The sequence below is a fragment of the Flagellimonas halotolerans genome, from assembly GCF_035818535.1.
Taxonomy (GTDB): Bacteria; Bacteroidota; Bacteroidia; order Flavobacteriales; family Flavobacteriaceae; genus Flagellimonas; species Flagellimonas halotolerans.
Window position 1 is genome coordinate 175,999 of record NZ_JAYKYV010000003.1, and the last position, 23,152, is coordinate 199,150.

The 23,152-nt window shown below is 42.0% G+C and carries 19 protein-coding genes; 3 read left to right on the top strand and 16 right to left on the bottom strand.

What is annotated here, in order from left to right; translation table 11 throughout:
- Nucleotides 1-10: 10 nt before the first annotated feature.
- Both VM932_RS05395 and VM932_RS05400 read left to right on the top strand, forming a co-directional pair.
- The gene (locus VM932_RS05395; RefSeq protein ID WP_326277549.1) at nucleotides 11-916 is read left to right on the top strand and encodes a geranylgeranylglycerol-phosphate geranylgeranyltransferase; all 906 of its coding nucleotides are present in this window, start codon (nucleotides 11-13) and stop codon (nucleotides 914-916) included.
- A gap of 60 nt (nucleotides 917-976) precedes the next feature.
- Complete coding sequence (locus VM932_RS05400; protein WP_326277550.1) at nucleotides 977-1,819, top strand: pseudouridine synthase; 843 nt, start codon at nucleotides 977-979, stop codon at nucleotides 1,817-1,819.
- A 78-nt stretch (nucleotides 1,820-1,897) separates the two neighbouring features.
- On the opposite strand, the gene VM932_RS05405 is transcribed toward VM932_RS05400, so the two are convergent.
- Nucleotides 1,898-4,087 (bottom strand): DUF5916 domain-containing protein, encoded by a 2,190-nt coding sequence (locus tag VM932_RS05405; RefSeq protein WP_326277551.1) that lies wholly within the window; start codon nucleotides 4,085-4,087, stop codon nucleotides 1,898-1,900.
- A gap of 1,612 nt (nucleotides 4,088-5,699) precedes the next feature.
- Here VM932_RS05405 and VM932_RS05410 point away from each other — a divergent pair.
- Nucleotides 5,700-6,527 (top strand): IS5 family transposase, encoded by an 828-nt coding sequence (locus VM932_RS05410; protein ID WP_326277552.1) that lies wholly within the window; start codon nucleotides 5,700-5,702, stop codon nucleotides 6,525-6,527.
- 330 nt (nucleotides 6,528-6,857) lie between these two features.
- On the opposite strand, the gene VM932_RS05415 is transcribed toward VM932_RS05410, so the two are convergent.
- From VM932_RS05415 to VM932_RS05485, 15 genes are all read right to left on the bottom strand, one after another.
- Entirely contained in the window at nucleotides 6,858-7,334 is a 477-nt protein-coding gene (locus VM932_RS05415) for an Hsp20/alpha crystallin family protein (protein ID WP_326277553.1), read from the bottom strand.
- A 224-nt stretch (nucleotides 7,335-7,558) separates the two neighbouring features.
- Nucleotides 7,559-8,842, bottom strand: a complete 1,284-nt coding sequence (gene argH, locus VM932_RS05420; RefSeq protein WP_326277554.1) for an argininosuccinate lyase — start codon at nucleotides 8,840-8,842, stop codon at nucleotides 7,559-7,561.
- 84 nt (nucleotides 8,843-8,926) lie between these two features.
- Nucleotides 8,927-9,997: a M20 family metallo-hydrolase gene (locus VM932_RS05425; protein ID WP_326277555.1), complete on the bottom strand. Its 1,071-nt coding sequence runs from the start codon at nucleotides 9,995-9,997 to the stop codon at nucleotides 8,927-8,929.
- Entirely contained in the window at nucleotides 9,994-10,773 is a 780-nt protein-coding gene (gene argB / locus VM932_RS05430) for an acetylglutamate kinase (RefSeq protein WP_326277557.1), read from the bottom strand. The genes VM932_RS05425 and argB overlap by 4 nt, the downstream gene beginning before the upstream one ends.
- Nucleotide 10,774: 1 nt before the next feature.
- Nucleotides 10,775-11,521, bottom strand: a complete 747-nt coding sequence (locus VM932_RS05435; protein ID WP_326277559.1) for an SDR family NAD(P)-dependent oxidoreductase — start codon at nucleotides 11,519-11,521, stop codon at nucleotides 10,775-10,777.
- On the bottom strand, nucleotides 11,518-12,456 hold the full coding sequence (locus VM932_RS05440; RefSeq protein ID WP_326277560.1) for a Rossmann-fold NAD(P)-binding domain-containing protein: 939 nt from the start codon (nucleotides 12,454-12,456) through the stop codon (nucleotides 11,518-11,520). The genes VM932_RS05435 and VM932_RS05440 overlap by 4 nt, the downstream gene beginning before the upstream one ends.
- Nucleotides 12,453-13,580: an aspartate aminotransferase family protein gene (locus VM932_RS05445; RefSeq protein ID WP_326277562.1), complete on the bottom strand. Its 1,128-nt coding sequence runs from the start codon at nucleotides 13,578-13,580 to the stop codon at nucleotides 12,453-12,455. Before VM932_RS05445 ends, VM932_RS05440 begins: the two co-directional genes overlap by 4 nt.
- A 98-nt stretch (nucleotides 13,581-13,678) precedes the next feature.
- Nucleotides 13,679-14,473: a pyrroline-5-carboxylate reductase gene (proC, locus tag VM932_RS05450; protein ID WP_326277564.1), complete on the bottom strand. Its 795-nt coding sequence runs from the start codon at nucleotides 14,471-14,473 to the stop codon at nucleotides 13,679-13,681.
- Nucleotides 14,474-14,552: 79 nt separating this feature from the next.
- Complete coding sequence (argC, locus tag VM932_RS05455) at nucleotides 14,553-15,527, bottom strand: N-acetyl-gamma-glutamyl-phosphate reductase (RefSeq protein WP_326277565.1); 975 nt, start codon at nucleotides 15,525-15,527, stop codon at nucleotides 14,553-14,555.
- Nucleotides 15,524-16,711: an argininosuccinate synthase gene (locus VM932_RS05460; RefSeq protein WP_326277566.1), complete on the bottom strand. Its 1,188-nt coding sequence runs from the start codon at nucleotides 16,709-16,711 to the stop codon at nucleotides 15,524-15,526. The genes argC and VM932_RS05460 overlap by 4 nt, the downstream gene beginning before the upstream one ends.
- A gap of 79 nt (nucleotides 16,712-16,790) precedes the next feature.
- Complete coding sequence (locus VM932_RS05465; protein WP_293165546.1) at nucleotides 16,791-17,405, bottom strand: GNAT family N-acetyltransferase; 615 nt, start codon at nucleotides 17,403-17,405, stop codon at nucleotides 16,791-16,793.
- A gap of 220 nt (nucleotides 17,406-17,625) precedes the next feature.
- A complete protein-coding gene (mptB, locus tag VM932_RS05470; RefSeq protein ID WP_326277568.1) occupies nucleotides 17,626-18,978 on the bottom strand; it encodes a polyprenol phosphomannose-dependent alpha 1,6 mannosyltransferase MptB in 1,353 nt (450 codons plus the stop codon).
- Nucleotides 18,979-18,987: 9 nt separating this feature from the next.
- Nucleotides 18,988-20,472, bottom strand: coding sequence for a cellulose synthase family protein (locus VM932_RS05475; RefSeq protein ID WP_326277570.1), 1,485 nt, complete (start codon nucleotides 20,470-20,472; stop codon nucleotides 18,988-18,990).
- Nucleotides 20,472-21,161, bottom strand: a complete 690-nt coding sequence (locus tag VM932_RS05480) for a glycosyltransferase family 2 protein (protein WP_326277571.1) — start codon at nucleotides 21,159-21,161, stop codon at nucleotides 20,472-20,474. Before VM932_RS05480 ends, VM932_RS05475 begins: the two co-directional genes overlap by 1 nt.
- A 341-nt stretch (nucleotides 21,162-21,502) precedes the next feature.
- A complete protein-coding gene (locus VM932_RS05485; RefSeq protein WP_326277573.1) occupies nucleotides 21,503-23,113 on the bottom strand; it encodes a 4Fe-4S binding protein in 1,611 nt (536 codons plus the stop codon).
- Between the last annotated feature and the right edge of the window lie 39 nt (nucleotides 23,114-23,152).

The window sequence follows — 23,152 nt, forward strand, 5'->3', positions numbered from 1 at the left end:
AAGCAAATACATGCTCAGTAGAAAAAACAAACTCTTGCTTTTTAAGCTGTTGAGTCTGTTTTCAGTGGTCAGGGGTTATAACATCCTGGTCATTACCTTGGCGCAATACTTGGCCTCCATTTACATTTTGGCTCCCAATATACCTCTGCGCAAAGTGGTTTTGGACTTAAATCTGTTCTTGATCGTTACCGCTTCGGCACTTACGATTGCCAGCGGATATATCATCAATAACTTTTACGATGCCGAAAAGGATCTCATCAACAAGCCCACCAAAAGTATGTTGGATCGTTTAGTGAGCCAGCGTTTTAAATTGACCACCTATTTTATCCTTAACTTTTTGGCCGTTTTTGCAGCGAGCTATATCTCGTTTAAGGCAGTCCTGTTTTTTTCTGCCTATATTTTTGGTATTTGGATCTATTCGCACAAACTAAAGCGTATCCCTTTTTTGGGGAATTTAGTGTCCTCTACCTTGGCCATTGCCCCTTTTTTTGTGGTATTTGTGTACTATCAGAACTTTCAAACGGTGATTTTTGTGCACGCCGTTTTCTTGTTTCTGTTGATTTTGGCCCGCGAAATGATCAAAGATTTGGAGAATATGGCCGGGGATATGGCCCAGAACTACAAGACCATCCCCATTATTTATGGTCAAAACGTATCAAAAACCATCATATCCTTGCTCATTGTCCTTACCCTGTTTCCTGCCCTTTTGCTTATCAAGGCCTTTGATGTAGGGTATATGTACTTATACTTTATGGCCTGCATCGCTTTTTTGATTTTGTTTTTGTTCTTGCTGTGGAGGGCCAATGGGAAAAAGCACTACGTTTGGCTGCACAATATCATCAAACTTATCATTGTTGTTGGCGTTTTCAGTATCCTTTTAATTGATGTGGATGTGGTGCTGAACCGAATTTTGTAATTCTTTGTTCTTTAGGATTTTTGGAACTTAAAAAGAGTACATTTGCAAAAAAATAGACTGATGGCGAAATCAGACAACAACAAAGGCAGAAGACCTTCCAAAAACTTCAAGGGCGGGGACAGAAAGAAGCCGTTTGATAAAAAATTTTCCTCAAAACCAAGGCAGAGCGCCCCAAGAAAACCATCCAATCCCGATGAAATTCGCTTGAACCGCTACATTGCCAATGCCGGCATTTGTTCCCGAAGGGAAGCTGACACCTACATTGCCGCAGGGAATGTTACGGTAAATGGAAAAACCGTGACCGAAATGGGTTTTAAGGTAAAACGTTCCGATGATGTGCGTTTTGATGGTAAACGGCTCAGCTTGGAAAAGAAGGAGTACATTTTGCTGAACAAACCCAAGAACTTTATCACCACTACAAGTGATGAAAAGGGACGTCGTACCGTAATGGAGTTGATTTCGAGTGCCTCAAACAATCGTTTGTTGCCCGTGGGCCGTTTGGATAGAAATACTACTGGACTTTTACTGTTCACCAATGACGGTGACCTCACCAAAAAATTGACCCATCCCAAACATAACGTGCGCAAAATCTACCATGTGCATTTGGACAATAATCTAAGTTTGGCCGATCTCCACAAAATTGAAGCTGGTCTTGAACTGGAAGATGGCCCAATTACTGTGGATAGTGTAAGTTACATTCAAGGAGCACCAAAACGAGAGGTAGGGATAGAGATTCACAGTGGGCGTAACCGCATTGTGCGCCGTATTTTTGAGCATTTGGGGTACAATGTCACCAAATTGGACCGCGTCATTTTTGCTGGACTTACCAAAAAGGATTTACCACGAGGCCATTGGCGACACTTGACCGAGCAGGAGGTGATCAATTTGAGGAATATAAAGTGATCCCTTTAGGGATTGTTTATTGGATGTCAGAGGGCACGAGTGTGACACTCGCCAACAAGGGGAATTGACGGATTGAAATCATCGATTAAACCAATACGTAAACTTGAGCGTCAACGACCATAAATTACCTTCCAGTGGGGATAGTTGTTCGTTGTTGTTAAATACCAAGAACAGGTCGGAGGCTGGGGCGTAGCGCCATTGCAATCTGGAGTTGATGCCGAAATTTTTGTTTTGTTCATTGTACTGGAACAGCGTATTCCAAAACAGTTTATTGGTAAAGGTAATGTCGGCCTCTGTGCCCACTAGCCAAAAATCGGTAGTGTACCAAGGCTCGGGCAAATCCAAATTATTGTAGCTAAGTCTAGCACCCAAGCTCACATACGGTTGAAAACGATAGCCCAATTCCGCGTTTATATTGGTGCGGTAACCTCCCGAAAAATAGCGGCCCAATCGCGTGGTCATATTGTAGGTAAACAAGCTTTTAGGTCGTGAATTATATGAAATATAAACCCCGTTCCAGTGGTGTTGCGTACCGGCTGCCAACTCCTCTTTGTCGGTATTGGTGGGGTCAAAAGGAGCCAAAAGCTGTACGTATTCGTTAAACACATCTACCCCTAAAGAGCTACGGTCCAAAAAGTTTACTGCGTACCCTAGAATGGATACATAATCCGTAGACTTCATGCTTGGGTTGAAATAATAAAACCCTGTGTACTGCGGACCATGGCTCACTACTTTATCGCTTGCGGGCAAAAATAGATACCCTACGGAACCTTCCAGCTTGATATAATTGTTTCGCGGTACAAAACCTACTTCGGAGGTAAAATTTGGGGAAATATACTCCTGTTGCACGCGCCAGTTCCAATTTCGGCTGCTGTATTCCAAATGTGCGCCTTGTGCCAAACCGTTATAAGAGGAATCTGGTCCAAAGGATTTGAGCATAAATACCTTTCCGTTGTACTTGTTATCGGCAGATGCCAAGTTGTACTCCAACCCTAAATTTCGGTTGAATTTGGTGTATTCGGTTTTTAGGCTGTCGGCCATAGCTTCGTAGTCCAAGGATTCCTTGTTTACGAACATCAAACCAATATTGGATCGAGAAAAGACCTTTTGTTGCAACGAAAGCACTGCAAAGTTTTGACTGGGCAGCCCTGTTTCGTCCATTTTGTCGGTTTGCATGTCCATTAAGCCCAAACGGAGGTTTCTATTAAGGTTTCCACTTACCCGAGCACCTGCAATAATGGGGACGCCCAGTCCTATCCTACGTGAAAAGAAAGGACGAATCTCATCGTACCCGAAACTGGCAAAGAGGTCGGCATTTTCAAGGAAAAACTGGCGTCTTTCCGGGAAAAAGAGCTCAAATCGGGTCAAATTGGCCACTTGGCGGTCTGCTTCTACCTGCGAAAAATCCGGGTTGATGGTCAAATCTAAATTCAAGGATGAGGTAAGCCCCAGTTTTAGATCGCCACCTACCTTAAATTCATTGTCGTAATCAATATCGTCAATGCTGGAATTGCCCACCGTGCCCAGAACATAAGGAATAAGAGAATAATTGAGCCCCTGCTTTGGCGGTGGATTGTCCCACACCATGGTGCCGGTATAGGCCAAAGAAGCGGTGGGAAACTGTCTTGGAATAGGGGTCCAACTCGATTTTTCGTTGGTACTGAGGTCCAATCTCGAAAAATTAACACCCCATTCCGTCACGTCTTTTTCGTATCTAATGGATTTAAAGGGAATAGCCATTTCCACCACCCATTTGTCTTCATAACTCTGTACTTCGGACACCCATTTACTGTCCCAATTAAGGTCTATGCTGCCTCCATTGGACATGGTGCCGTCCCACTGCGCTCCATAGGCGTTTGCACCAAAGCTAAACCCCGTGGTCTGGTTGTTGAACGGGTCCATGAACAATAGAAAATTATCGTTGCCCCCAAAGGAGAAGTCCCTACGGAGCGATTCCACCACATAGGTATTGCCCGGCGTTTTAAAAAAAGTGGCCAAGAGGTAGAGTTGTTTATCGTCATAGGCCATTTTTACTTCGGATGGCTGTGTGGCCTTGCGATCGTCCATGGGCAATACCATAAAAAAGTCCTTGGCAGTTTCTGCCTTTTGCCATGTGGCCTCGTCACCGATACCATCTATGGTAAAGGTTTCATTGGTTTTAAATAGGTGGATTTTGTAATCGGCATTCTTCTTTTGGGCTAATGAAAGCGTACAAAAGAGCATGGCAAAAGCCACGAGAACGGGGGTGGAAAAGTGTCGGTTGATCATTGTTTGTTTAGTGAGACAAAAGTAATAATTTACTTTGATTTTTAGCATTGCATTAAAACAGAGGTGCCTCTATTGTTGAAAATTATAATATTGTCAAGTAAACTTTCATAAAGTGCGTAAATAATCTATACTTTGGAAAGTCTCCCATGCATAACACATTTGTAAACAAACTATAAAAGTGAAATTATACAAAGGAATCGAAATTGTATTTATTATTCAAAGCATATAAATCTTGACAATCTTGATCAATACTGTACAATTTATTCAAATGGTATATGTAGGAACCCTTTAGGGATGAGTTGTTGACACTGTTTTTATTGGATACTTTTCCAACCCTTTTGTCCAAGAATGTAATCTATCATAAAGTTGGAACAGAGCGAACTTTAAAAAGTTATTGTCCTTTGGATTTTCCTCTGCTTTTTAATATAAAAATCCAAGCGCCCGGTATAGATTCCACCTTCGGTATAACTTCTGTTTAAAGTGACGTTATAGCTTTCAATACAATACTCATCGATTCAATGTGTATTTCCATCTCCATTGGAAAAGACGAAAAATTGGCAATCCTCCATAAAAGGAGCTAACTCCACCACACTATAGTATATATTTTCCAGAGCAATGTATATAACATCAGAAAGCATTTCAAATACCAAAAACGTATCGTCATCTTCAAAGAAATCAAGATCCCAGTATTTGTTATCCCGTATATTTTTTTGCTTAAAAAAGTGAATGATTTGGATGTGCTTTGACAGGTTGTCAATAACTGTTTTTGCTTCAACAGTATTTTTGATTTTAATTACCAGCCTGTTATGTAATGGTTCCCTAAACAGGTGTACTTGATTAAAACATAGCCGATAAGGTCCAAAATGCGGACTCCTCTTATTTTTTTCCAAACCAGTATCACTGCCTAAATAGGGTTCATTTTTTAATGTATGGTCAAAAAATTGGTGAATGCTTGCTTAGCAAAGGGAAGTTCGAGAAATTTAATGTTTAGATCAAGGCACAATTGACCAATGGCCCTTTTGGATTGATGGATTTAGCCAAAATTAAAAAAAAGTAAGCTGTAATTTAAAAATTAAGGACTTTTTGCGTCCCCTCGCCGGCGCAAGCATCATGATTGTGCCTATGCTGAAATACGCTGAGTGCAATTTTGTTTGACTTAAATTCTAGTTGAAAGTTGATGGGTTGATAATTCAGCCCAATTTATGTCAAAACTTTTCTGTTTTCATCCATTTTTCATCAAAAAACAAAATACCCCTGCACCTTGTACAGAGGCATTTTTTTTGGATGAGCAGGGTTATATTTATTGGTTTTCTTCCTCTTTGTGTTCGGGCACATATTGTCCCATAAATCTTTTGTGCATTTCCTCCATGCGTTTGTGTAATAAGTCTAAATTGATAAAGTCTTTGCCCAAAGGACTTTCAAAAAAGTCTTCCTCAAAAAAATGTTTGGCAAAAATAGAATCGTCTTCAAAAAAATTATTGAAGTCATTTTGATTGAAATATGAAAAATGCTTGGAGAACTTGGATTTATATGATGAAGTGATTTAGACTTTTTTTGGATCGAAAGATAGGGCTACGGATATTTGTGTTGCAACACTCAAACTCCATAGCCCATGTACAAAGTACTCGACAAAGATATAATAGAAATGGAAATTGTACCCAATATACCGATGCCAAGACGCGGTTTTCCGCCTAGGGTCGCGCTCTCCGAGATTGTCAATGCCGTCCTTTACAAGATGAAGACGGGCGTGCAATGGGAATACCTGCCCGTAACCTCACTTTTTTCGGCAAGGGCATTGACCTGGCAGGGCGTTTATTATCATTTCAGGAAATGGTGCCTATCGGGCACTTTTTACCGATGTTGGACGGGCATACTTGAAAAATACCGGGACAGGCTCGACCTTTCCAGCGTGGACCTTGACGGTAGCCACACTCCCGCACTAAGGGGCGGACAGGGCGTGGAGTACCAAGGCCGCAAGCGCAGAAAGACCACCAATGCACTATATCTGGCCGACAGACAGGGATTGCCATTGGCCATGTCCGAGCCTGTGGCGGGCAACCATAACGACCTGTACGACATAGAGGTACAGTTCGAGGTGGTCACCGCCACCCTTGAAAATGCCAAAATAAATGTTGAAGGACTGTTCCTCAATGCGGATGCGGGTTTTGATTCCAAGGACTTCAGGTCGGCCTGCGCCGCCAAGGAAATCAATGCCAATGTCTGCTTCAACAAAAGGAACGGGGACGTGGAGAGGGACGAGTATTTTGATCAGGAACTATATGATGAAAGATATGTGATAGAGCGCACCAATGCATGGATGGACAGCTTTCGCTCACTGCTCAACAGGTTCGATACCACCACGGAAAGCTGGAAAGGGTTCAACTACCTCTCCTTCATCGTGCTGGTCCTGAAAAAGTTTAAAATCAAAAAGTCTAAATGAGTTCGATGAAAACAAACTATCCCTGTTCAAATCACCCAATCTGTTCGTGTAATCCGATGAGGACCACGAGTAAATCGAATCATAACGAATCAAATTGCCTTCTTTGTCAAATTCCTTTTTCACTTCCCAATTTCCTTTGGGCTGCTCTGTCATATTTTGATTTTCCTCAACTTTCCCAGTTGTGTTTTCCTGACCATTGCAGCCAAGACCAAACAATGAAAGCAAAAAAACTGCAACGAATTTTTTCATGGGATCAAATTTTGGTTAAACAAAACAAGTGAAAACATTGTGTTGAAAGAGAGACCGATTTCGGTCTCTCCCCAAACAATTTTATGTAATTTTGATGGTGCGCGCCGGTTTTTGAATGGCTTCTTCCAGCTTTGGCAAATGGATGCTCAAAACACCATTTTTATACTCGGCTTTTATCTTGTCTTCGTTTACCGTTTCTGGCAACGTAAAAGAACGCTTGAATGATGAATACCCAAACTCCCTTCGAATGAGATTGTCCTCGTTTTCTTGGTTTTCTGTTTTGGAATCAGCGGTAATGGACAAAATTTTATTGTCCAAGTCCACCGTAAAATCGGATTTTTTCAACCCGGGAACGGCCATTTCCACATAGTAGGAATCTTTGGTTTCCTTAATGTTTACTTTGGGAAGTGTGATTCCCGTGTTAAAGTTGGAGGTAAATACGGGTGGCAACTCCTTGTTGAACAATTCATCAATCCAAGAAGACCACATGGGGAAGGTTGGCACATTCGAATTAGATTTTGCCGTACTTCCATTTTTTGTTGCAACTAAATTACTCATAACTGCTAAATTTTAAAGTTAGACAATAATTCAAATAGTTCACATGTAAGCATTCAAATCAAATGCCAAATTCAGCAGTGCTACATTCTTTGTATTTTTTTAATATTCAGGTTTTCAGAATGTTAAAATTTTTTTTACTAAAATGTCATTTTGACATTTTAGTAAAGGGAAACCTGTGAGATCAAGTATGATATGTTGTCAGTTTTAAATATGGAGGTGCCTTTTTAAGGGAACAGAGCATCCATCTTCTCCTTTATCTGCTCCAGACATAAATTGCCCAAGCTGCCCTCGTGGGTATGGTCAATGTCGCGTTTTGGTTTAAAATTGCCATTTTCTATGGCTTTGCCCATGGTTTTATAGGCATCTCGGAAAGGCATACCACTTTTTACAAGTTCGTTCAAAGTGTCCACACTAAAGAGGTAATCATATTTGGGGTCGTCCAAAATAGCTTTGTTTACCTTGATTTCCTTTAGGCTAAAAGTCATCATCTCCAAACAAGCATGCATATCCTGCAACGCAGGAACAATGACCTCCTTCACCAATTGAAGGTCCCTGTGGTATCCGCTGGGCAAATTGTTCATTATTAAAATGAGTTGGTTGGGCACCGCTTGAATTTTATTGCACTTGCCCCTGATCAATTCAAACACATCCGGGTTTTTCTTGTGCGGCATAATGCTGCTTCCCGTGGTGAGTTCATTGGGGAAGGAGATGAAATCAAAATTCTGGCTCATGTACAGGCAAATGTCCATCGCCATTTTGGATAGGGTAGCCGCTACGCTCGAAATCCCGAAAGCCGTCGCTTTTTCCACTTTACCACGGCCCATTTGGGCGGCCACCACATTGTATTTTTGGGTGGCAAATCCCATTTCGGCAGTGGAGAAACTCCTATCAATAGGAAACGAGCTGCCGTAACCCGCAGCACTTCCCAGAGGATTTTGGTCGGCAACTTTATGAGCGGCCTGTACAAAGTATAAATCATCCACCAAACTTTCGGCATAAGCAGAAAACCAAAGCCCAAAAGAGGACGGCATGGCAATCTGGAGATGGGTGTACCCGGGCAGCAAGACATTTTTGTGTTTGTCCGCAAGATTCATCAACAAGTCAAAAAGAGCCTTTACTTGATTTTTGATTTCGGTAAGCTGATCTTTAAGATATAACTGCATGGCTACCAAAACTTGATCGTTACGGGAGCGTGCAGAATGGATTTTTTTACCGGTATCACCCAATTTTTCGGTCAACATAAATTCGATTTTGGAGTGCATGTCCTCAAAATCATCCTCAATGGCGAACTTTCCTTTTTGGATGTCCTTGGCAATGCCATCCAATGCTTTGGTCAAATCCTTGGCTTCCTCTTCGGAAATCAGGCCGACCTTGCCCAGCATTTTAGCGTGCGCCTTGGAGGCGATCACATCATATTTGGCCAATACCAAATCGAGCTCACGATCATTGCCTACGGTAAAATGGTCTATCTTTTTATCGGTACTGAATCCTTTGTCCCAGAGTTTCATAGTTTTTCCTTTTTCATTCCCGCGAAGGCGGGAATCTTATACTTTCGATATCTATTGCCCTTCGACTGCACTCGAACTGACAGGTTATTGCAAAAATCCCGTTAGGGTTTTAATGTAAATATCTATCCCTTCTTCAATTTCGTTGACGAATATAAATTCGTTGGCCGAATGGGAGCGTGTGCTATCACCAGGGCCTAATTTTACCGATTGACATGTCAGTGCAGCTTGGTCGGACAAGGTAGGGGAACCATAGGTTTTACGCCCCAAAGCCAATCCGCTTTTCACCAAATCATGGTCGGAATTTATGCAAGATGAATTCAACCGTAAAGAACGAGGAATCATTTTGCACGGTGCTTCTTTTTGAAGAATATCAGCAATTTCCTGATTGCTGTAACAATCGTTCACGCGAACATCGATCACCAGGTCTACATGGCCAGGCACCACATTGTGTTGGTTCCCGGCATTGATTTGGGTAGTGGTCAATTTTACCTCCCCCAGCGCATCGGAAACCTTATCAAAGGAATAATTTTTGAGCCATTGCAGCACCTCAATTGTATTGTAAATGGCATTGTTGTCGTTGGGATGTGCCGCATGGGATGGCGTTCCTTCCACAACAGCATCAAAAACCACCAGTCCTTTTTCGGCTATGGCCAAATCCATGAGCGTAGGTTCGCCCACGATGGCCACATCTATTTTTGGAAGGATAGGGAGCAATGCTCTAATACTTTTTTCCCCGGCATCCTCTTCCTCGCCCGTAGCGGCCATAATTATGTTATGATTTAGACCCTCTTTCTCATAAAAATGAACAAAAGTGGCCAGTAGAGACACCAAACATCCCCCGGCATCGTTACTGCCAAGTCCGTACAGTTTACCGTCCTCGATATGAGCATCAAAAGGGTCTTTGGTATAGGCGCTGTTCGGCTTTACCGTGTCGTGGTGCGAATTTAGTAACAAGGTGGGTTTGCTCTCATCAAAATATTTGTTGAAAGCATAAATGTTGTTGTGCTGCCTTTGGGTTTTTACGCCAAAACTTTGCAGAAAGGCTTCAATGGCATCACCTGTTTTATCTTCCTCACCTGAAAAAGAGGGTATGCTTATGAGTTTTTCCAGCAGTTCAATGGCTTTTTCCGTTAATATGTCCTGGGTTATTTTCATAAGGTCAATGTGGTATAGTCTGAGTTGTTTGCCTCCAGCATATTGGTGTTTCCTACGCAAACTTTGGCAACATGGTTGCGCAAGGCATAAAAACAGTTGTGCATTTTGGGGAGCATTCCGTCCGCAATGATTCCATAAGCCAAAAGTTCATCATAGCCTTTGGAGTCTATGTGCTGAATTACGGAGTTTTCATCTTCAACATCTTGGAGCACGCCTTTTTTATCGAAGCAATAATAAAGTGTTGTTTCAAATTGGTCGGACATGGCAATGGCAAGTTCGGCGGCAATGGTGTCGGCATTGGTGTTCAACATTTGTCCCTTGCCATCGTGGGTAAGTGCACAAAAAATAGGGGTGAAACCAGCCTGAAGCAATTTAAAGATACCGTAGGTGTTTACCATATCCACATCGCCCACATAACCAAAATCAACATTTTTTTTAGGCCTTTTATGGGCTTTGATAGCATTCGCATCGGCTCCGCTCATTCCAATGGCATCGGTACCCAATGCCTGTAATTTGGCCACTATTTTTTTGCTTACCAATCCCCCGTACACCATTAGGGCAATGTCCAGGGTTTCGGCATTGGTAATCCTTCTCCCATTCACCATTTTGGATTCCACACCCAATTGATTTGCCAATTCTGTGGCTTTTTTTCCGCCTCCGTGAACTAAAATCTTATTTTCGTTCATTTTAGAGAAAAGCTCTAATACGTGCTTGAACCCTTCGGCATCTTCTATAAGGTTTCCGCCTATTTTAACTACGGATAATTTTTGTTTCATGCTATGTATTTATAATCCCTCCATCTATGGTAACTGTAGTTCCCGTAATCCATGAACTGTCATCAGATACTAAAAAAAGTACAAGTTTAGTAATATCTTCAGGCGTGCCCAACCTTTTTAACAATGTAGTCCTTTTCGCATTTTCCACAGCAGTTTCTGGTTGTTCAAATGCCTTGGCGGATTCCCATAATAAGGGAGTGTCCACAGGGCCGGGGCAAATGGCATTCACTCTAATTTTTGGCGCATAATCAACCGCCATTTGCTTCATTAGGGCAACAGATGCCGCTTTTGAAGCACAATACGCCGGGTGATTTGGAAAACTTTTAAATGCTGCTATTGATGCATTGATCAAAATATTGCCTTGCGGTTGTTTCTGTAAGTGTGGTAGGGCGTATTTACAAAGATAAAATATGGAGCTTAAATTGGTGTTGATGGTTTTTTGCCAAGATTCTATGGACAACTCTTGAACATTCCCTAATCCGAGAATACCAGCGTTCAATAATAGAATATCCAGTTTTCCGTAGGCCTCCAGAGCCGTTTCCACCAATTTTTTGTTATAGGATGGGTCCGTAATGTCGCCTGCCAGAAATACGGCATTGTCCAATTCTTCTTCCAAAGCCTTTCCCCTTTCTTGGTTTCTACCAGAAAGTACCAAGCTAGCTCCTTCGGCAGAAAGTCCTTTGGCAATGGATTTCCCCATTCCACTTGTTGCTCCGGTAACTATACAAACCTTGCCCTTTAGTTTCATATGTCTTCCAATATTTTCTTTAATACAATTTGAGCTGAGAAAACCCTGTTTTTGGCTTGCTCCACCACCAAAGATTGCCCACTGTCCAAAACAGCATCGTCCACAATCATATTTCTTCTTACCGGGAGGCAGTGCATAAATTTGGCATTGCCTAGTTTCTCTTTGGTGATGGTCCAATTTTTATCGGTACTCAACACTTTTCCATAATCCGAATAACTGCTCCAATTTTTTACGTAGACGAAATCGGCACCTTTCAACGCTTCATCTTGATTATACTCAATTGTACAACCCTTGGTTATCTCTGGATTGAGTTCATACCCTTTTGGATGGGTAATCACAAAATCAGCATCCTGCTTCTTCATCATCTGAATAAATGAATTGGCAACAGCATGTGGCAACGCTTTTGGGTGCGGAGCCCAAGAAAGCACGACTTTGGATCTCTTTTTGGCTTTATTCTCCTTCAAAGTGATGGCATCTGCCAAAGCCTGAAGCGGGTGACCCACCGAACTTTCCATATTTACCACGGGAATCGAAGCATACTTTGAAAATCCGTTGATGACTTCTTCGGCCTCATCTTTCTCCTTATCCTTTAATCCTGCAAACGCTCTAATGGCAACAATATCTGAATATTGGGAAACCACTTGCGCAGCTTCCTTAATGTGTTCCGAAGTGCCTTGGTCCATTACAGTGCCATCCCCGTATTCCAGCGCCCAACCTTCGTTTCCAAAATTCATGATCATTACTTCCATGCCAAGGCTCATGGCCGCTTTTTGTGTGCTCAAACGTGTTCTGAGGCTATTGTTGAAAAACAACAAGCAGATGGTTTTCCTTTTGCCCAAATCTTCAAACTGATACGGGTCTTTTTTTAGGTTGATTGCTTCGTCCACCCAATCGGGTAGGGATGCTATATCGTCAACTGTTAGATAATGCTTCATTTCAATGCTTTTTTGAGGGCTTCAAAGAATAGGTCTATATTACTTTTTGTGATGTTCAGGGCCGGTAAGAACCGCAACAAATGCTTGTTTTTGGCACTGCCGGTGAACATATGCTGCTCCACGATCATTTTTTTACGTAGGGCGGCAACTTCAAAATCGAACTCCAGTCCAATCATCAACCCTTTTCCTTTTATATTTTTGATTTCCGGTACTTCCGCAGCTTTTTCCTTGAAATAGGAGCCAAGTTCAGCAGCGTTTTTTATCAGGTTTTCATCTTCCAAAACCTCCAAAACTGCCAGAGATGCCGCACAGGCCAAATGGTTGCCACCAAAGGTGGTGCCCAAAAGGCCATACGATGGTTTAAAAGATTCATGAATCAAGATACCGCCAACAGGAAAGCCGTTCCCCATACCTTTGGCTATGGAAATAATGCCGGGTTGAATGCCGTGATGTTGAAAAGCAAAGAATTTACCGCTTCGTCCGTAGCCTGATTGTACTTCATCTGCAATAAGAACAACATTATTTTCCTTGCATTTTTTGGAGATAAACTGGAAGAATTCCGTGGTAGGTTCATCCAATCCGCCCACACCTTGGATGGCTTCCAAGATAACGGCGCAATAATCATCGCTTTTGATGGCCTTTTCAAAAGCATTAAAATCGTTCAATGCCAAAAAAGTAACCTCTTGTTGCTTGTTGATGGGGGCATTTATGCTCGGGTTGTCCGTGGCAGCGACCGCAGCAGATGTTCTCCCGTGAAAACTATTGGTAAATGCTATGATTTTGGCCTTTCCCGTGTGGAACGAGGCCAGTTTCAGAGCGTTTTCATTGGCTTCCGCTCCTGAATTGCACATAAAAAGGTCGTAATCTTCGCATCCGGACATTTTGCCCAATTTTTGGGCCAAGGCTGTTTGCAGCGGATTTTGGACGGAATTGCTGTAAAACGCCATCTTATCCAATTGTTCCTTAATTCGCTTCACATAGTGCGGATGGGTATGGCCAATGGAAATTACGGCATGTCCACCATAAAAATCCAGATATTTTTCCCCTTTGTCGTCCCAGACCTCAATACCCTTGGCCTTTACTGGGGTAACATCGTAAAGTGGATATACGTCGAATAGTTTCATATTTTTTCTTTTATCCTTCCCACGAAGGTGGGAATCGTATCAAATCGTTCTCAATTGTCCTTCGATTCCGTTCGATTTGACAGTTCGACCTGACATTTTTATCCTTTTCTGATTTGGCTTATTTTTTCAAATGAGGAAACAATTCCCCTGATCAAAGATGAACTTAATCCTTGGTGTTCCATCTCGTTCAAACCCTCAATGGTACATCCTTTTGGTGTGGTCACCCGATCAATTTCCTCTTCGGGATGACTGCCAGATTCGATTAATAAACTTGCGGCACCATTACAAGTATGCATAGCCAGTTCTTGGGCTTCCTTGGCATCAAAACCTAATTGAATGGCTCCTTGTGTCGTTGCTCGTATCAATCGCATCCAAAACGCGATTCCACTAGCACAGATAACCGTTGCAGCTTGCATTTGCTCTTCTGGAATTTCCATGGTGTGGCCCATGCGGTTAAAAATGGCCTTGGCCAAATCCACACGTTTTTTGCCTGGTCCATTGCTACAGATGCACGTCATGGATTTACCCACCGAAATGGCTGTATTGGGCATACTTCGGATAATATATTTATCTGGACCGATGACTTCCTCAATTTTTGAAATGCTGAAACCCGTAATGGTACTGATCACCACATGCTTTTCGGTGAGCAGGTCTTTGGTTTCTTCCAAAATGGATGCAAAATGCCCCGGTTGCACGGCAAAAACAAGGATGTCCGAATTTTTGACGGCTTCTTGGTTATCAGAAGTAACGGTTACATTTCCATATTTTTCAAAATCCTGAATGGATTTGGTGTTCCGTTTGGTCAGGTACATGGTAGTGGCTCCATTACTATGCAAAATTCCTTTTGCAATGGCCAGTCCCAAGTTACCTGCTCCTATGATGGCTATTTTCATAATTATCTTTCTTTATCATTTCCGTGTAGGCGGAAATCTAATTTTATTTAAGCCCTTCGACTACGCTCAGGGCACCTATTTAAAATACTCCTGCTTTTAATAACAAACCTTCAGTTTCAGGGAAACCGAACATTAGGTTCATATTCTGTACTGCCTGCCCCGATGCGCCCTTTATTAAATTATCAATGGCAGATGTAATCAAAAGCAGATCATCATGCTTGTGCAAATGGATGTGGCACTGGTTGGTGTTCACTACTTGTTTTAGGTGCAATTCTTCGTCAGAAATATGGGTGAAAGCAGCATCTTTATAAAAATCGTTGTACAACCGCTGAGCTTCTTCCAAAGTGCCACTATACTTGGTGTAGGCTGTTGCTAAAATTCCTCTGGTAAAGTTCCCTCGGTTGGGGAGAAAAAATATTTCCCCTATCGAATTACCAAAAGAAGCTAGACTCTCACCGATTTCTCCCAAATGTTGGTGTGTGAAAGGTTTGTACCAAGAAACGTTGTTGTTTCTCCAGCTAAAATGCGAAGTAGCGGACAGTCCAACACCTGCTCCGGTGCTTCCTGTTACGGCATTGATATGAACATCATCGTTCAACAAACCTGCTTTTGCCAAAGGCAACAGCGCCAATTGAATCGCAGTGGCAAAGCAACCGGGATTGGCAATGGCCTCTGCGGATTGAATGGCAGACTTGTTCAATTCGGGAAGTCCATAAATAAATCGTTGACCATTAAAAATAGCATCGGCTTGTAATCTGAAATCATTGCTGAGATCTATGATTTTTGTTGTTTCTGAAAACTTGTTCTCGTTCAAAAACGAGGTTGAATTACCGTGTCCCAAACAAAGAAAAACAACATCCACTTCTGGATTTACCTCACCTGAAAACTTCAATTCCGTCTGTCCCAACAAATCTTGATGGGCGGAAGTGATGGGCTTTCCTGCTCGCGTGGTGCTGAACACAAAATCGATTTCTGTCTGGGGGTGATTTAGCAAAAGCCTGATTAATTCCCCGCCGGTGTACCCAGAACCTCCTATGATTCCTACCTTGATCATGAATCTTGGTTTACGTGGTTTGCGATTTTCCCTGAGTTGGACAAAATTTTGATAAAACCTTTGGCTTCATCGGCGGTCCAACCTTTGTTCATTTCCCCATAGCTTCCAAAGGAGGCATTCATTAAATCGTGTTTGGAAGCAATTCCGTTCAATTCAAATCGGTACGGATGCAAGGTCACGAATACTTCACCAGAAACGTGTTTTTGGGTATCGGTCAAAAAGGCCTCTATGTTTCGCATTACCTCGTCCAAATAGTTTCCTTCGTGCAACAACATACCATAAAAATTGCCCATTTGCTCTTTTTGGTATTGTTGCCATTTGCTCAAGGTGTGTTTTTCCAACAAATGGTGTGCTTTTATAATAATCAATGGGGCAGCAGCTTCAAAACCGACCCTTCCTTTAATTCCGATAATGGTATCACCCACATGGATATCCCTACCAATGGCATATTTGGATGCAATGGCGGACAATTTTTCGATATTGGCCACAGGTGTGTCTTCTTTACCATCCAGCGCCACCAACTCACCTTTTTTAAAGGTCAATTTCAACTCTTTGGGCAATTCTTTCTCCAATTGGCTCGGGTAGGCACTCTCGGGCAAGGATAAATGCGAAGTCAAGGTTTCATCACCTCCAACGGAGGTTCCCCACAAGCCTCGGTTTACGGAATATTTGGCTTTTTCCCATGAGTAATCGATACCGTTCTGTTGCAGGTAGTTGATTTCTTCTTCCCTTGCCAATTTTTTATCCCTGATCGGTGTGATGATGTGGATTTCAGGCGCCAGGATTTGAAAGATCATATCAAATCTAACCTGGTCATTACCTGCTCCCGTACTTCCATGGGCGATGTATTTGGCACCAATTTTTTTGGCATGGTTTACTATTTCGATGGCCTGAACAATTCGTTCAGCACTCACGGAAAGTGGGTAAGTATTGTTTCTGAGTACGTTTCCGAAGATGAGGTATTTCACCACTTTGTCATAAAATGTGGAAACGGCATCGATGGAGGTGTATGAGGTAGCACCCAAAGCAAGGGCTTTTCCCTCAATCTCTTCGATTTCAGCTTTGCTAAAGCCTCCTGTGTTCACACTTACGGCATGCACTTCAAAACCCTCTTCCTGAGAGAGGTATTTGGCACAATACGAGGTATCCAATCCGCCACTATAGGCTATAACTAATTTTTCCATTTTTTGATTCTTTATATATTGTTGTCATATCGAGCGCAGTCGAGATGTATTTGTTTTCCCTACTGCTCGACCTGACAATTTATTTATCTTTCTTTTTAAGAAAAAGGCTTTCTTTTATGCTTTTGAGCCTTTTAAAAGCTTTTTTGTTGATTTTTTCGGGTTCTTGCTTTTGTGCTTTTGGATCGTGCAACATGCCGGTGCACAGGCACATCTTTCTATCGGTACGTGTGAGAATGTCAAAATTCTTACAGGTCTGACAGCCTTTCCAGAATTCGGGATCATCCGTAAGTTCGGAAAAGGTAACGGGTTTGTAGCCCAGCTCATAATTCATCTTCATTACGGCCAGTCCCGTGGTGATGCCAAAAATCTTGGCATCGGGAAATTTTTTTCGTGATAGATCAAAGACTGCTTTCTTGATTTTTTTGGCAAGTCCTTGGTTTCTATAATCTGGATGCACAATCAATCCGGAATTGGCCACAAAGTCTTTGTTTCCCCAGACTTCAATGTAGCAGAAACCAGCAAACTTATCCCCGTCCAAAGCAATAATGGCATTGCCATTTTGGAGTCGTTTTATGATGTACTCGGGTGTACGTCTGGCGATACCCGTACCTCGAACCTTGGCCGATTCGGTAATGGTATCACTGATAATCTGTGCGTATTTAAAATGTGATTCGTTAGCAACAATAATTTCCATTGCAAGCGATTGTTCTGTAAAAATTTAAAAAATGTATTTGGAGATTTTGCGGAAATGGACTCACCTATTTCCAATAGTTATGTTGCACCCTTACGGGCGACGACGACGGGGAGTAAACGGACTGATGGGAGCAGTGATGCTCAAAGTAGATAATATGTACAGTTGTCCTTTCATTCTGGGGCTAATGTACAAATTAATTCGAATTGTGCTAAAGTTGTGGTTACTTTTTGAAGAAATATAACTTTTTCGGTCTGCCACCTATCATTTCGTAAATAAAAAAGCCAATTACCAAGATGTATTCAACGGCCAACAACCACAAATTCTCCTTGTAGTCGGGATTGGAATAGGCATAATAACTCAAAATGATGGTACAGGACCACACCAAAGGGAACCTGTAATCGGTAAAGATGGCAAAGCCTAACAAGAACACCACGTACCACGGATGAACGGTGCTGGAAAGGAAATAGTAACAGGCCAGTGCAAACATCATGGAGGTAATGACACTTTCCAGTTTTTGGTTTTTTCTTAAGAAAGCAAACAACAACACAATTACAATGATGGCCTTTGTAAGCATGGAGCCGTAGGCATCGATAAGTTCCCAAGGTTTGGCTTTGTAATAGGCAACGGCAATCTTTTTTACCACATTGTACATGCTGGCGTTGAACTCAAAATTGGAGAACCATAAACCGACTGTTTCCGCATAATTATCGATAAAAACAGGAGTGTAAAAGGGAAGTAGCAAGGCGGCACACCCCAATATTACCAGTGTATAAAAAACGGCACTCTTTTTAAATCCATAATATTTTATGAAGAGGGGCAAAAAGAGGATAGGCATCAATTTTACCATTATGGAAATGGCGTATACGGGTGTGGCCCACAACCACTTGTTTTTTGAAATGAGGTATAAGGCCCACATAAAAAAGAAGAGCATTACGCCTTCAAAATGTAGGTTACCTGTTAGTTCTATAATGACCAATGGATTCAAAAAATACCAAAACGCCATGTGGTTGGCCTTGTTGAGGTTTTGCAATAGCTTCCTTCCAAAATAAAGTACTCCCAAGTCTGCTGCGATTACTGTCAAACGCATGGCAACCATGGAACCCATCACACTTCCTCCCCCTAAAATTGATGCGAGTGCAAACAAAAATTGATTAACTGGCGGATAGTTGCTGTAATGCCTTGCGTTAAGATTGCTCATGCCTTCATGGAGCTCATTCATACTGGCAAAGATTACCGTACCCTGCTCCATAATTTGGTCGGGGGTGTACAAGTATGGATTGATACCGTTTTTGATGAGTTCGCCATCCCAAATAAAACGATAGAAGTCTTGGGAAAGATTGGGCTCGGCAATCAGGAACACCAACCGAAACAGAATTCCTATGACCAAGAGGAACTTAAAGTTCCATTTTTCGAATTGGATGAGTTTGTAACACAGAAAAAATAGTGCTCCAAAGAGCATGAACAACTTGACAAAGTCGGTACGCACCAAGTTGTAAGCGAAACTCCAGTAAAATAAAATACAGGTGACAGCAAATAATATCGGGTATCTGTGCAGTCGCCAATAAGATTGCATAGTGGTGGGTTATGCCTTGGAAGTTATGGATTTAAAGAATACAAAACCAAAACCTAGGAACAACATCAAGTGAAAAGGGAACAATCCGTAGTCGTTCAATGGTATGGCGCTGTACATTCCAAAAAGGAAATAAATCATCAGGGCAAATTCCAAAATCATGTTGGGCGACAATTTGTTGGTCAAATACTTATTGCCTTTCCAAGTATCCTTAATACTATTGATGTTGAATTTTGGGGTTCTTACAAATTCGCTGCGCTTGCCCAAATGTCCTTCCAAAACAGCTACGGTATTGTGCAATGAGAAGCCCAATGCCACGGAGAAGAAAGTAAAGAATAGTTTAATATAGTCCACAAAATTATCAAAACTACTGCCCTGAATACTCTTGTAGGTAAACCAGTAGCAGACAAACAAGATAATGGTGCTTAGGATGAAGAAGCTGGTTACTTCAAATACCCAACCTAAATGTCCGTAGGTATTTTTGATGTAGAGCATGGGAATGCTCAGCAAAGCCACGAGGAACACGCAAAGGAACATGGAGCTGTTCAACAAGTGCATTACCCCATGGAACTTGGTTTTGAAGGGTATGTTTTTGGCCGTAATGACGCTCCAAACCGTTTTTCTAAAATTTTCGGCCCCACCTTTGTTCCAGCGGAACTGTTGGGAGCGCGCTGCACTGATTACCACGGGAAGCTCGGCCGGCGTTTCCACATCTTCCAAATACTTGAACTTCCAGTTTTTCAATTGGGCGCGGTAGCTCAAATCCAAATCTTCGGTAAGGGTATCACCTTCCCAGTTACCAGCATCAAAAATGCACTCTTTTCTCCAAATACCTGCGGTACCGTTAAAGTTGATGAAGTGTCCTTTCGAATTTCTTCCTACTTGCTCTAGGGTAAAGTGGGCATCCAAAGCAAAGGCCTGGATGCGGGTAAGGGTAGAGTAATCTCGATTGATGTGTCCCCAACGGGTCTGCACCACACCGATTTCTTCATCCTTAAAATATGGAACGGTTTTTTTAAGCCAATCAGCCTCGGGAAGGAAGTCTGCGTCAAAAATGGCAATAAAATCACCTTTGGCTATTTCCAGTCCTTCTTTAAGGGCTCCTGCTTTAAAACCTTGTCTGTTTTCCCGTCTTATGTGTTGAATGTCCAATCCCTCTTTTTGAAGCTCTTCGATCCTTCGGGCGGTCTCATTGACGGAATCATCTGTGGAGTCGTCCAATACCTGGATTTCCAATTTACTCTTGGGATATTCTATTTTGGCGATGTTGTCCAACAAACGTTCCATTACATATTCCTCGTTATAAATTGGAAGTTGAATGGTTACGAATGGAATTTCCTTGGGGTCGAGCAGGTTGAATTTTGGGGCTTCTTCGTTTCGCTTTTTATAGCCGAGATAATTGACCAAAAGATTTAGTTGAGCTAGACTATAGAAGAAAATCAAAAGTAAGGCGAAACTATAAATAGCAATGATGATGTAAGCGATAGCGAGTCCCATTATTTTAAACTGTATTTAAAGATCCAACCCAATATTTTTATGCCCGCAAATATAGTACCTTTTACCGTACCTGATACTTTTGATACACCAATTCTTCGTTTGTAACGCACTGGTACTTCGATATATGACATTTTTTTTCGTAAAATTTTCAATTGCATTTCCACTGTCCAGCCATAAGTGGTGTCCTGCATTTTTAATTCTTTGAGCTTTTCATATTTTATCGCCCTAAAAGGTCCTAAATCCGTAAATTTTGACCTGAAAAACAATCGCATTAAGAATGTGGCCAATTGGTTCCCAAAAACCTGCTGTGGGGTCATGGAACCAGGTTCACGAAGTGATTTTTTTCGCGCTCCGACCACAAAATCAATGTCATTTTCCAAAATTGGGGCGACAATCTTATCCAATTCCTCTGGATAATCTGAATAGTCTCCGTCGATAAATACGATAATGTCGGGCGTTTTGGATCGCTCGGATATATAATTTAATCCTTTTAAACAGGCAAACCCATAGCCCTTGCGGTTTTCGGTGATTACGGTTGCTCCCGCTTTTTTAGCATTTGCCACGGTATCGTCCTGGGAACCATTGTCCACAACCACAATTTCAGATACGTGATCGGGGATTTCTGAAACTACTAAACCAATGGAATCTCCTTCATTGATTGCTGGGATAATGACTTTGATATCCGCCATTGGCTGGGAATAAATTTTAGTTAGTATTTAAGTGGCAAAACTAAAATTTTCATTGGATTCTCCTTTGAATTGTTTAAAAAGACTACAAAAAGGAAATTGTTTTGTAACTAGTAAAAAGTTAAAACCTTGTCCTTGTCGGTAGTCAGGTTTAATTGCAGTTACTTTAGTTTCCATCAAATTTTATGGGTCGTCCCCTCTCCAGTCTCCCCAAGGGGAGAAGTTTCCCTCCTTTGGAGAGCCTGTCCCGAACCTGTTTCGGGAGATTAAGGGAGGACCTGATACCGGATGACAAAGAATTTCATTCTTCTCTTTAAAACTATGGATTTCAAATTCATAGTGGTTTACTTTTTGTTCACAAGGGTCATTAAATCCACATCATTGCCCAATAGCACTTGATTGCTGTCAATTCTTCCTTCCAAAGGACCATTTTCCAATTTAAGGACGCCCCGCGGGCAGACTGCGGAACAGATACCACAACCTACACAACTGGACCGGACTATGTTTTCACCTTTTTGCGCATAAGCACGTACATCGATGCCCATTTCGCAATACGTGGAACAGTTGCCGCAAGAGATGCATTGTCCTCCGTTTGTGGTAATCCTGAATCGGGAGAACAATTTTTGCTGAAAACCTAGAATGGCGGCCATTGGACAACCAAACCTACACCAAACCCTGCTGCCAAAAATGGGGTAAAAGCCTGTTCCTATCACCCCGGAGAAAATACTGCCAATCAAAAAGGAGTACGATTTGCGAAGCGTTCCAGATTTGAAAAGGAAAACCTCCCCCTCACCACTAAAAAAGTGGAATCCGATCAATGCCATTATAATCACAAAATATCCGATGGCTCCGTATTGTGCATCTTTTTGAAGCTGGTCTCGTTTAAAAATCATAACCCAAGCAAAGACTAAGGTCAGCAAAACCCCTACGCCGATCAAAAAAGAGCTTTTCGTCAGCCAATAGTTGCTGGTGTCGGTTCCCAAATAGGAATAAATCACGGCGGTGGTCATCAAGGTTACAAAAACAACTACACTGTGCACCACCCAGCGTTCCACTTTCCAAGCAAATGTAGATTTGTCACTCAATTGCCTAAAAGAATCCCCAGCGGTTTCGGCCAATCCGCCACAGCCGCAGACCCAAGAACAATACCATCTTTTACCGTATTTATAAGTGAGAATTGGAGTGATAACGAAGATGGATAGGATGGCAAAAATCAACAAGGCAAAACCTATTTCACCAGAACTTAAAAACATTTTGATGCGGTACCCTTCAAAATTATAATAGTTGAGGGGCCAAATATTTTTCAAGTCAAAATAAGGGAGGCTTCCACCGTTCAAAACTTCATGTCCATTTAAACGGGCCATCAATTCTGGGATAATGAACGCGAAGGCAGTTTGAAAAAACATTACACTCCAAGTGCGCAGTCTCTCGTATCGGTTGTGACGGTATTTCCAAAGGAACTTTATGCCAAAAGCTAAAATGGCAACTGTGTAGAGGGTTCCGTAAACAAACCATTGACTGGCAGGATTACCGCTCAAAAATTTGCTAAGGGGGTCAAAAAGGGCAATGACTCCTTTGTTGTCTCCATCACTTACCAAACCCAGATATTCAGGATAAAAATAGAGCACAATGTAAAAACCTGTCAAGGCCAAACCAGCTACCCAACCCCATAAACCTCGACTGGAAATGGATTTGAACCAAACGCCATCGTTTTTAATTCCTGGGAGCTTGTTGGAGTAGGCGTCCCACGAAAACCAAATGGTTCCTAGTGCAATGGCTGAAAGCGATAGTGTTAACCACAAACTTTTGTTCGGAAAGTTTAGGTTGAAAACGGCCAATAACAGAATGCCCAATCCTGACAATCCCAAAAGGGTAGCGATTTTTTGGTTGATGCTCAAGCTTTTTGGTGGTTCCCCGGTCAGGGCCATACTTGGACTATGTGATTGATTGTTCATAGTTTGTTGTTCCTTTGTGCTGATAAACTTTTTATTAAA

Excerpts from the sequence above, each read along its gene's own strand:
- argH (WP_326277554.1), bottom strand. The coding sequence starts at position 8,842 with ATGAAACTCTGGGACAAAGGATTCAGTACCGATAAAAAGATAGACCAT.
- VM932_RS05485 (WP_326277573.1), bottom strand. The coding sequence starts at position 23,113 with ATGAACAATCAATCACATAGTCCAAGTATGGCCCTGACCGGGGAACCA.
- VM932_RS05480 (WP_326277571.1), bottom strand. The coding sequence starts at position 21,161 with ATGGCGGATATCAAAGTCATTATCCCAGCAATCAATGAAGGAGATTCC.
- argC (WP_326277565.1), bottom strand. The coding sequence starts at position 15,527 with ATGATCAAGGTAGGAATCATAGGAGGTTCTGGGTACACCGGCGGGGAA.
- VM932_RS05465 (WP_293165546.1), bottom strand. The coding sequence starts at position 17,405 with ATGGAAATTATTGTTGCTAACGAATCACATTTTAAATACGCACAGATT.
- VM932_RS05425 (WP_326277555.1), bottom strand. The coding sequence starts at position 9,997 with ATGAAAATAACCCAGGACATATTAACGGAAAAAGCCATTGAACTGCTG.
- VM932_RS05405 (WP_326277551.1), bottom strand. The coding sequence starts at position 4,087 with ATGATCAACCGACACTTTTCCACCCCCGTTCTCGTGGCTTTTGCCATG.
- VM932_RS05475 (WP_326277570.1), bottom strand. The coding sequence starts at position 20,472 with ATGGGACTCGCTATCGCTTACATCATCATTGCTATTTATAGTTTCGCC.
- VM932_RS05395 (WP_326277549.1), top strand. The coding sequence starts at position 11 with ATGCTCAGTAGAAAAAACAAACTCTTGCTTTTTAAGCTGTTGAGTCTG.
- VM932_RS05445 (WP_326277562.1), bottom strand. The coding sequence starts at position 13,580 with ATGAAACTATTCGACGTATATCCACTTTACGATGTTACCCCAGTAAAG.
- VM932_RS05460 (WP_326277566.1), bottom strand. The coding sequence starts at position 16,711 with ATGGAAAAATTAGTTATAGCCTATAGTGGCGGATTGGATACCTCGTAT.
- VM932_RS05415 (WP_326277553.1), bottom strand. The coding sequence starts at position 7,334 with ATGAGTAATTTAGTTGCAACAAAAAATGGAAGTACGGCAAAATCTAAT.
- VM932_RS05410 (WP_326277552.1), top strand. The coding sequence starts at position 5,700 with ATGTACAAAGTACTCGACAAAGATATAATAGAAATGGAAATTGTACCC.
- VM932_RS05400 (WP_326277550.1), top strand. The coding sequence starts at position 977 with ATGGCGAAATCAGACAACAACAAAGGCAGAAGACCTTCCAAAAACTTC.
- mptB (WP_326277568.1), bottom strand. The coding sequence starts at position 18,978 with ATGCAATCTTATTGGCGACTGCACAGATACCCGATATTATTTGCTGTC.
- argB (WP_326277557.1), bottom strand. The coding sequence starts at position 10,773 with ATGAAACAAAAATTATCCGTAGTTAAAATAGGCGGAAACCTTATAGAA.
- VM932_RS05435 (WP_326277559.1), bottom strand. The coding sequence starts at position 11,521 with ATGAAACTAAAGGGCAAGGTTTGTATAGTTACCGGAGCAACAAGTGGA.
- proC (WP_326277564.1), bottom strand. The coding sequence starts at position 14,473 with ATGAAAATAGCCATCATAGGAGCAGGTAACTTGGGACTGGCCATTGCA.
- VM932_RS05440 (WP_326277560.1), bottom strand. The coding sequence starts at position 12,456 with ATGAAGCATTATCTAACAGTTGACGATATAGCATCCCTACCCGATTGG.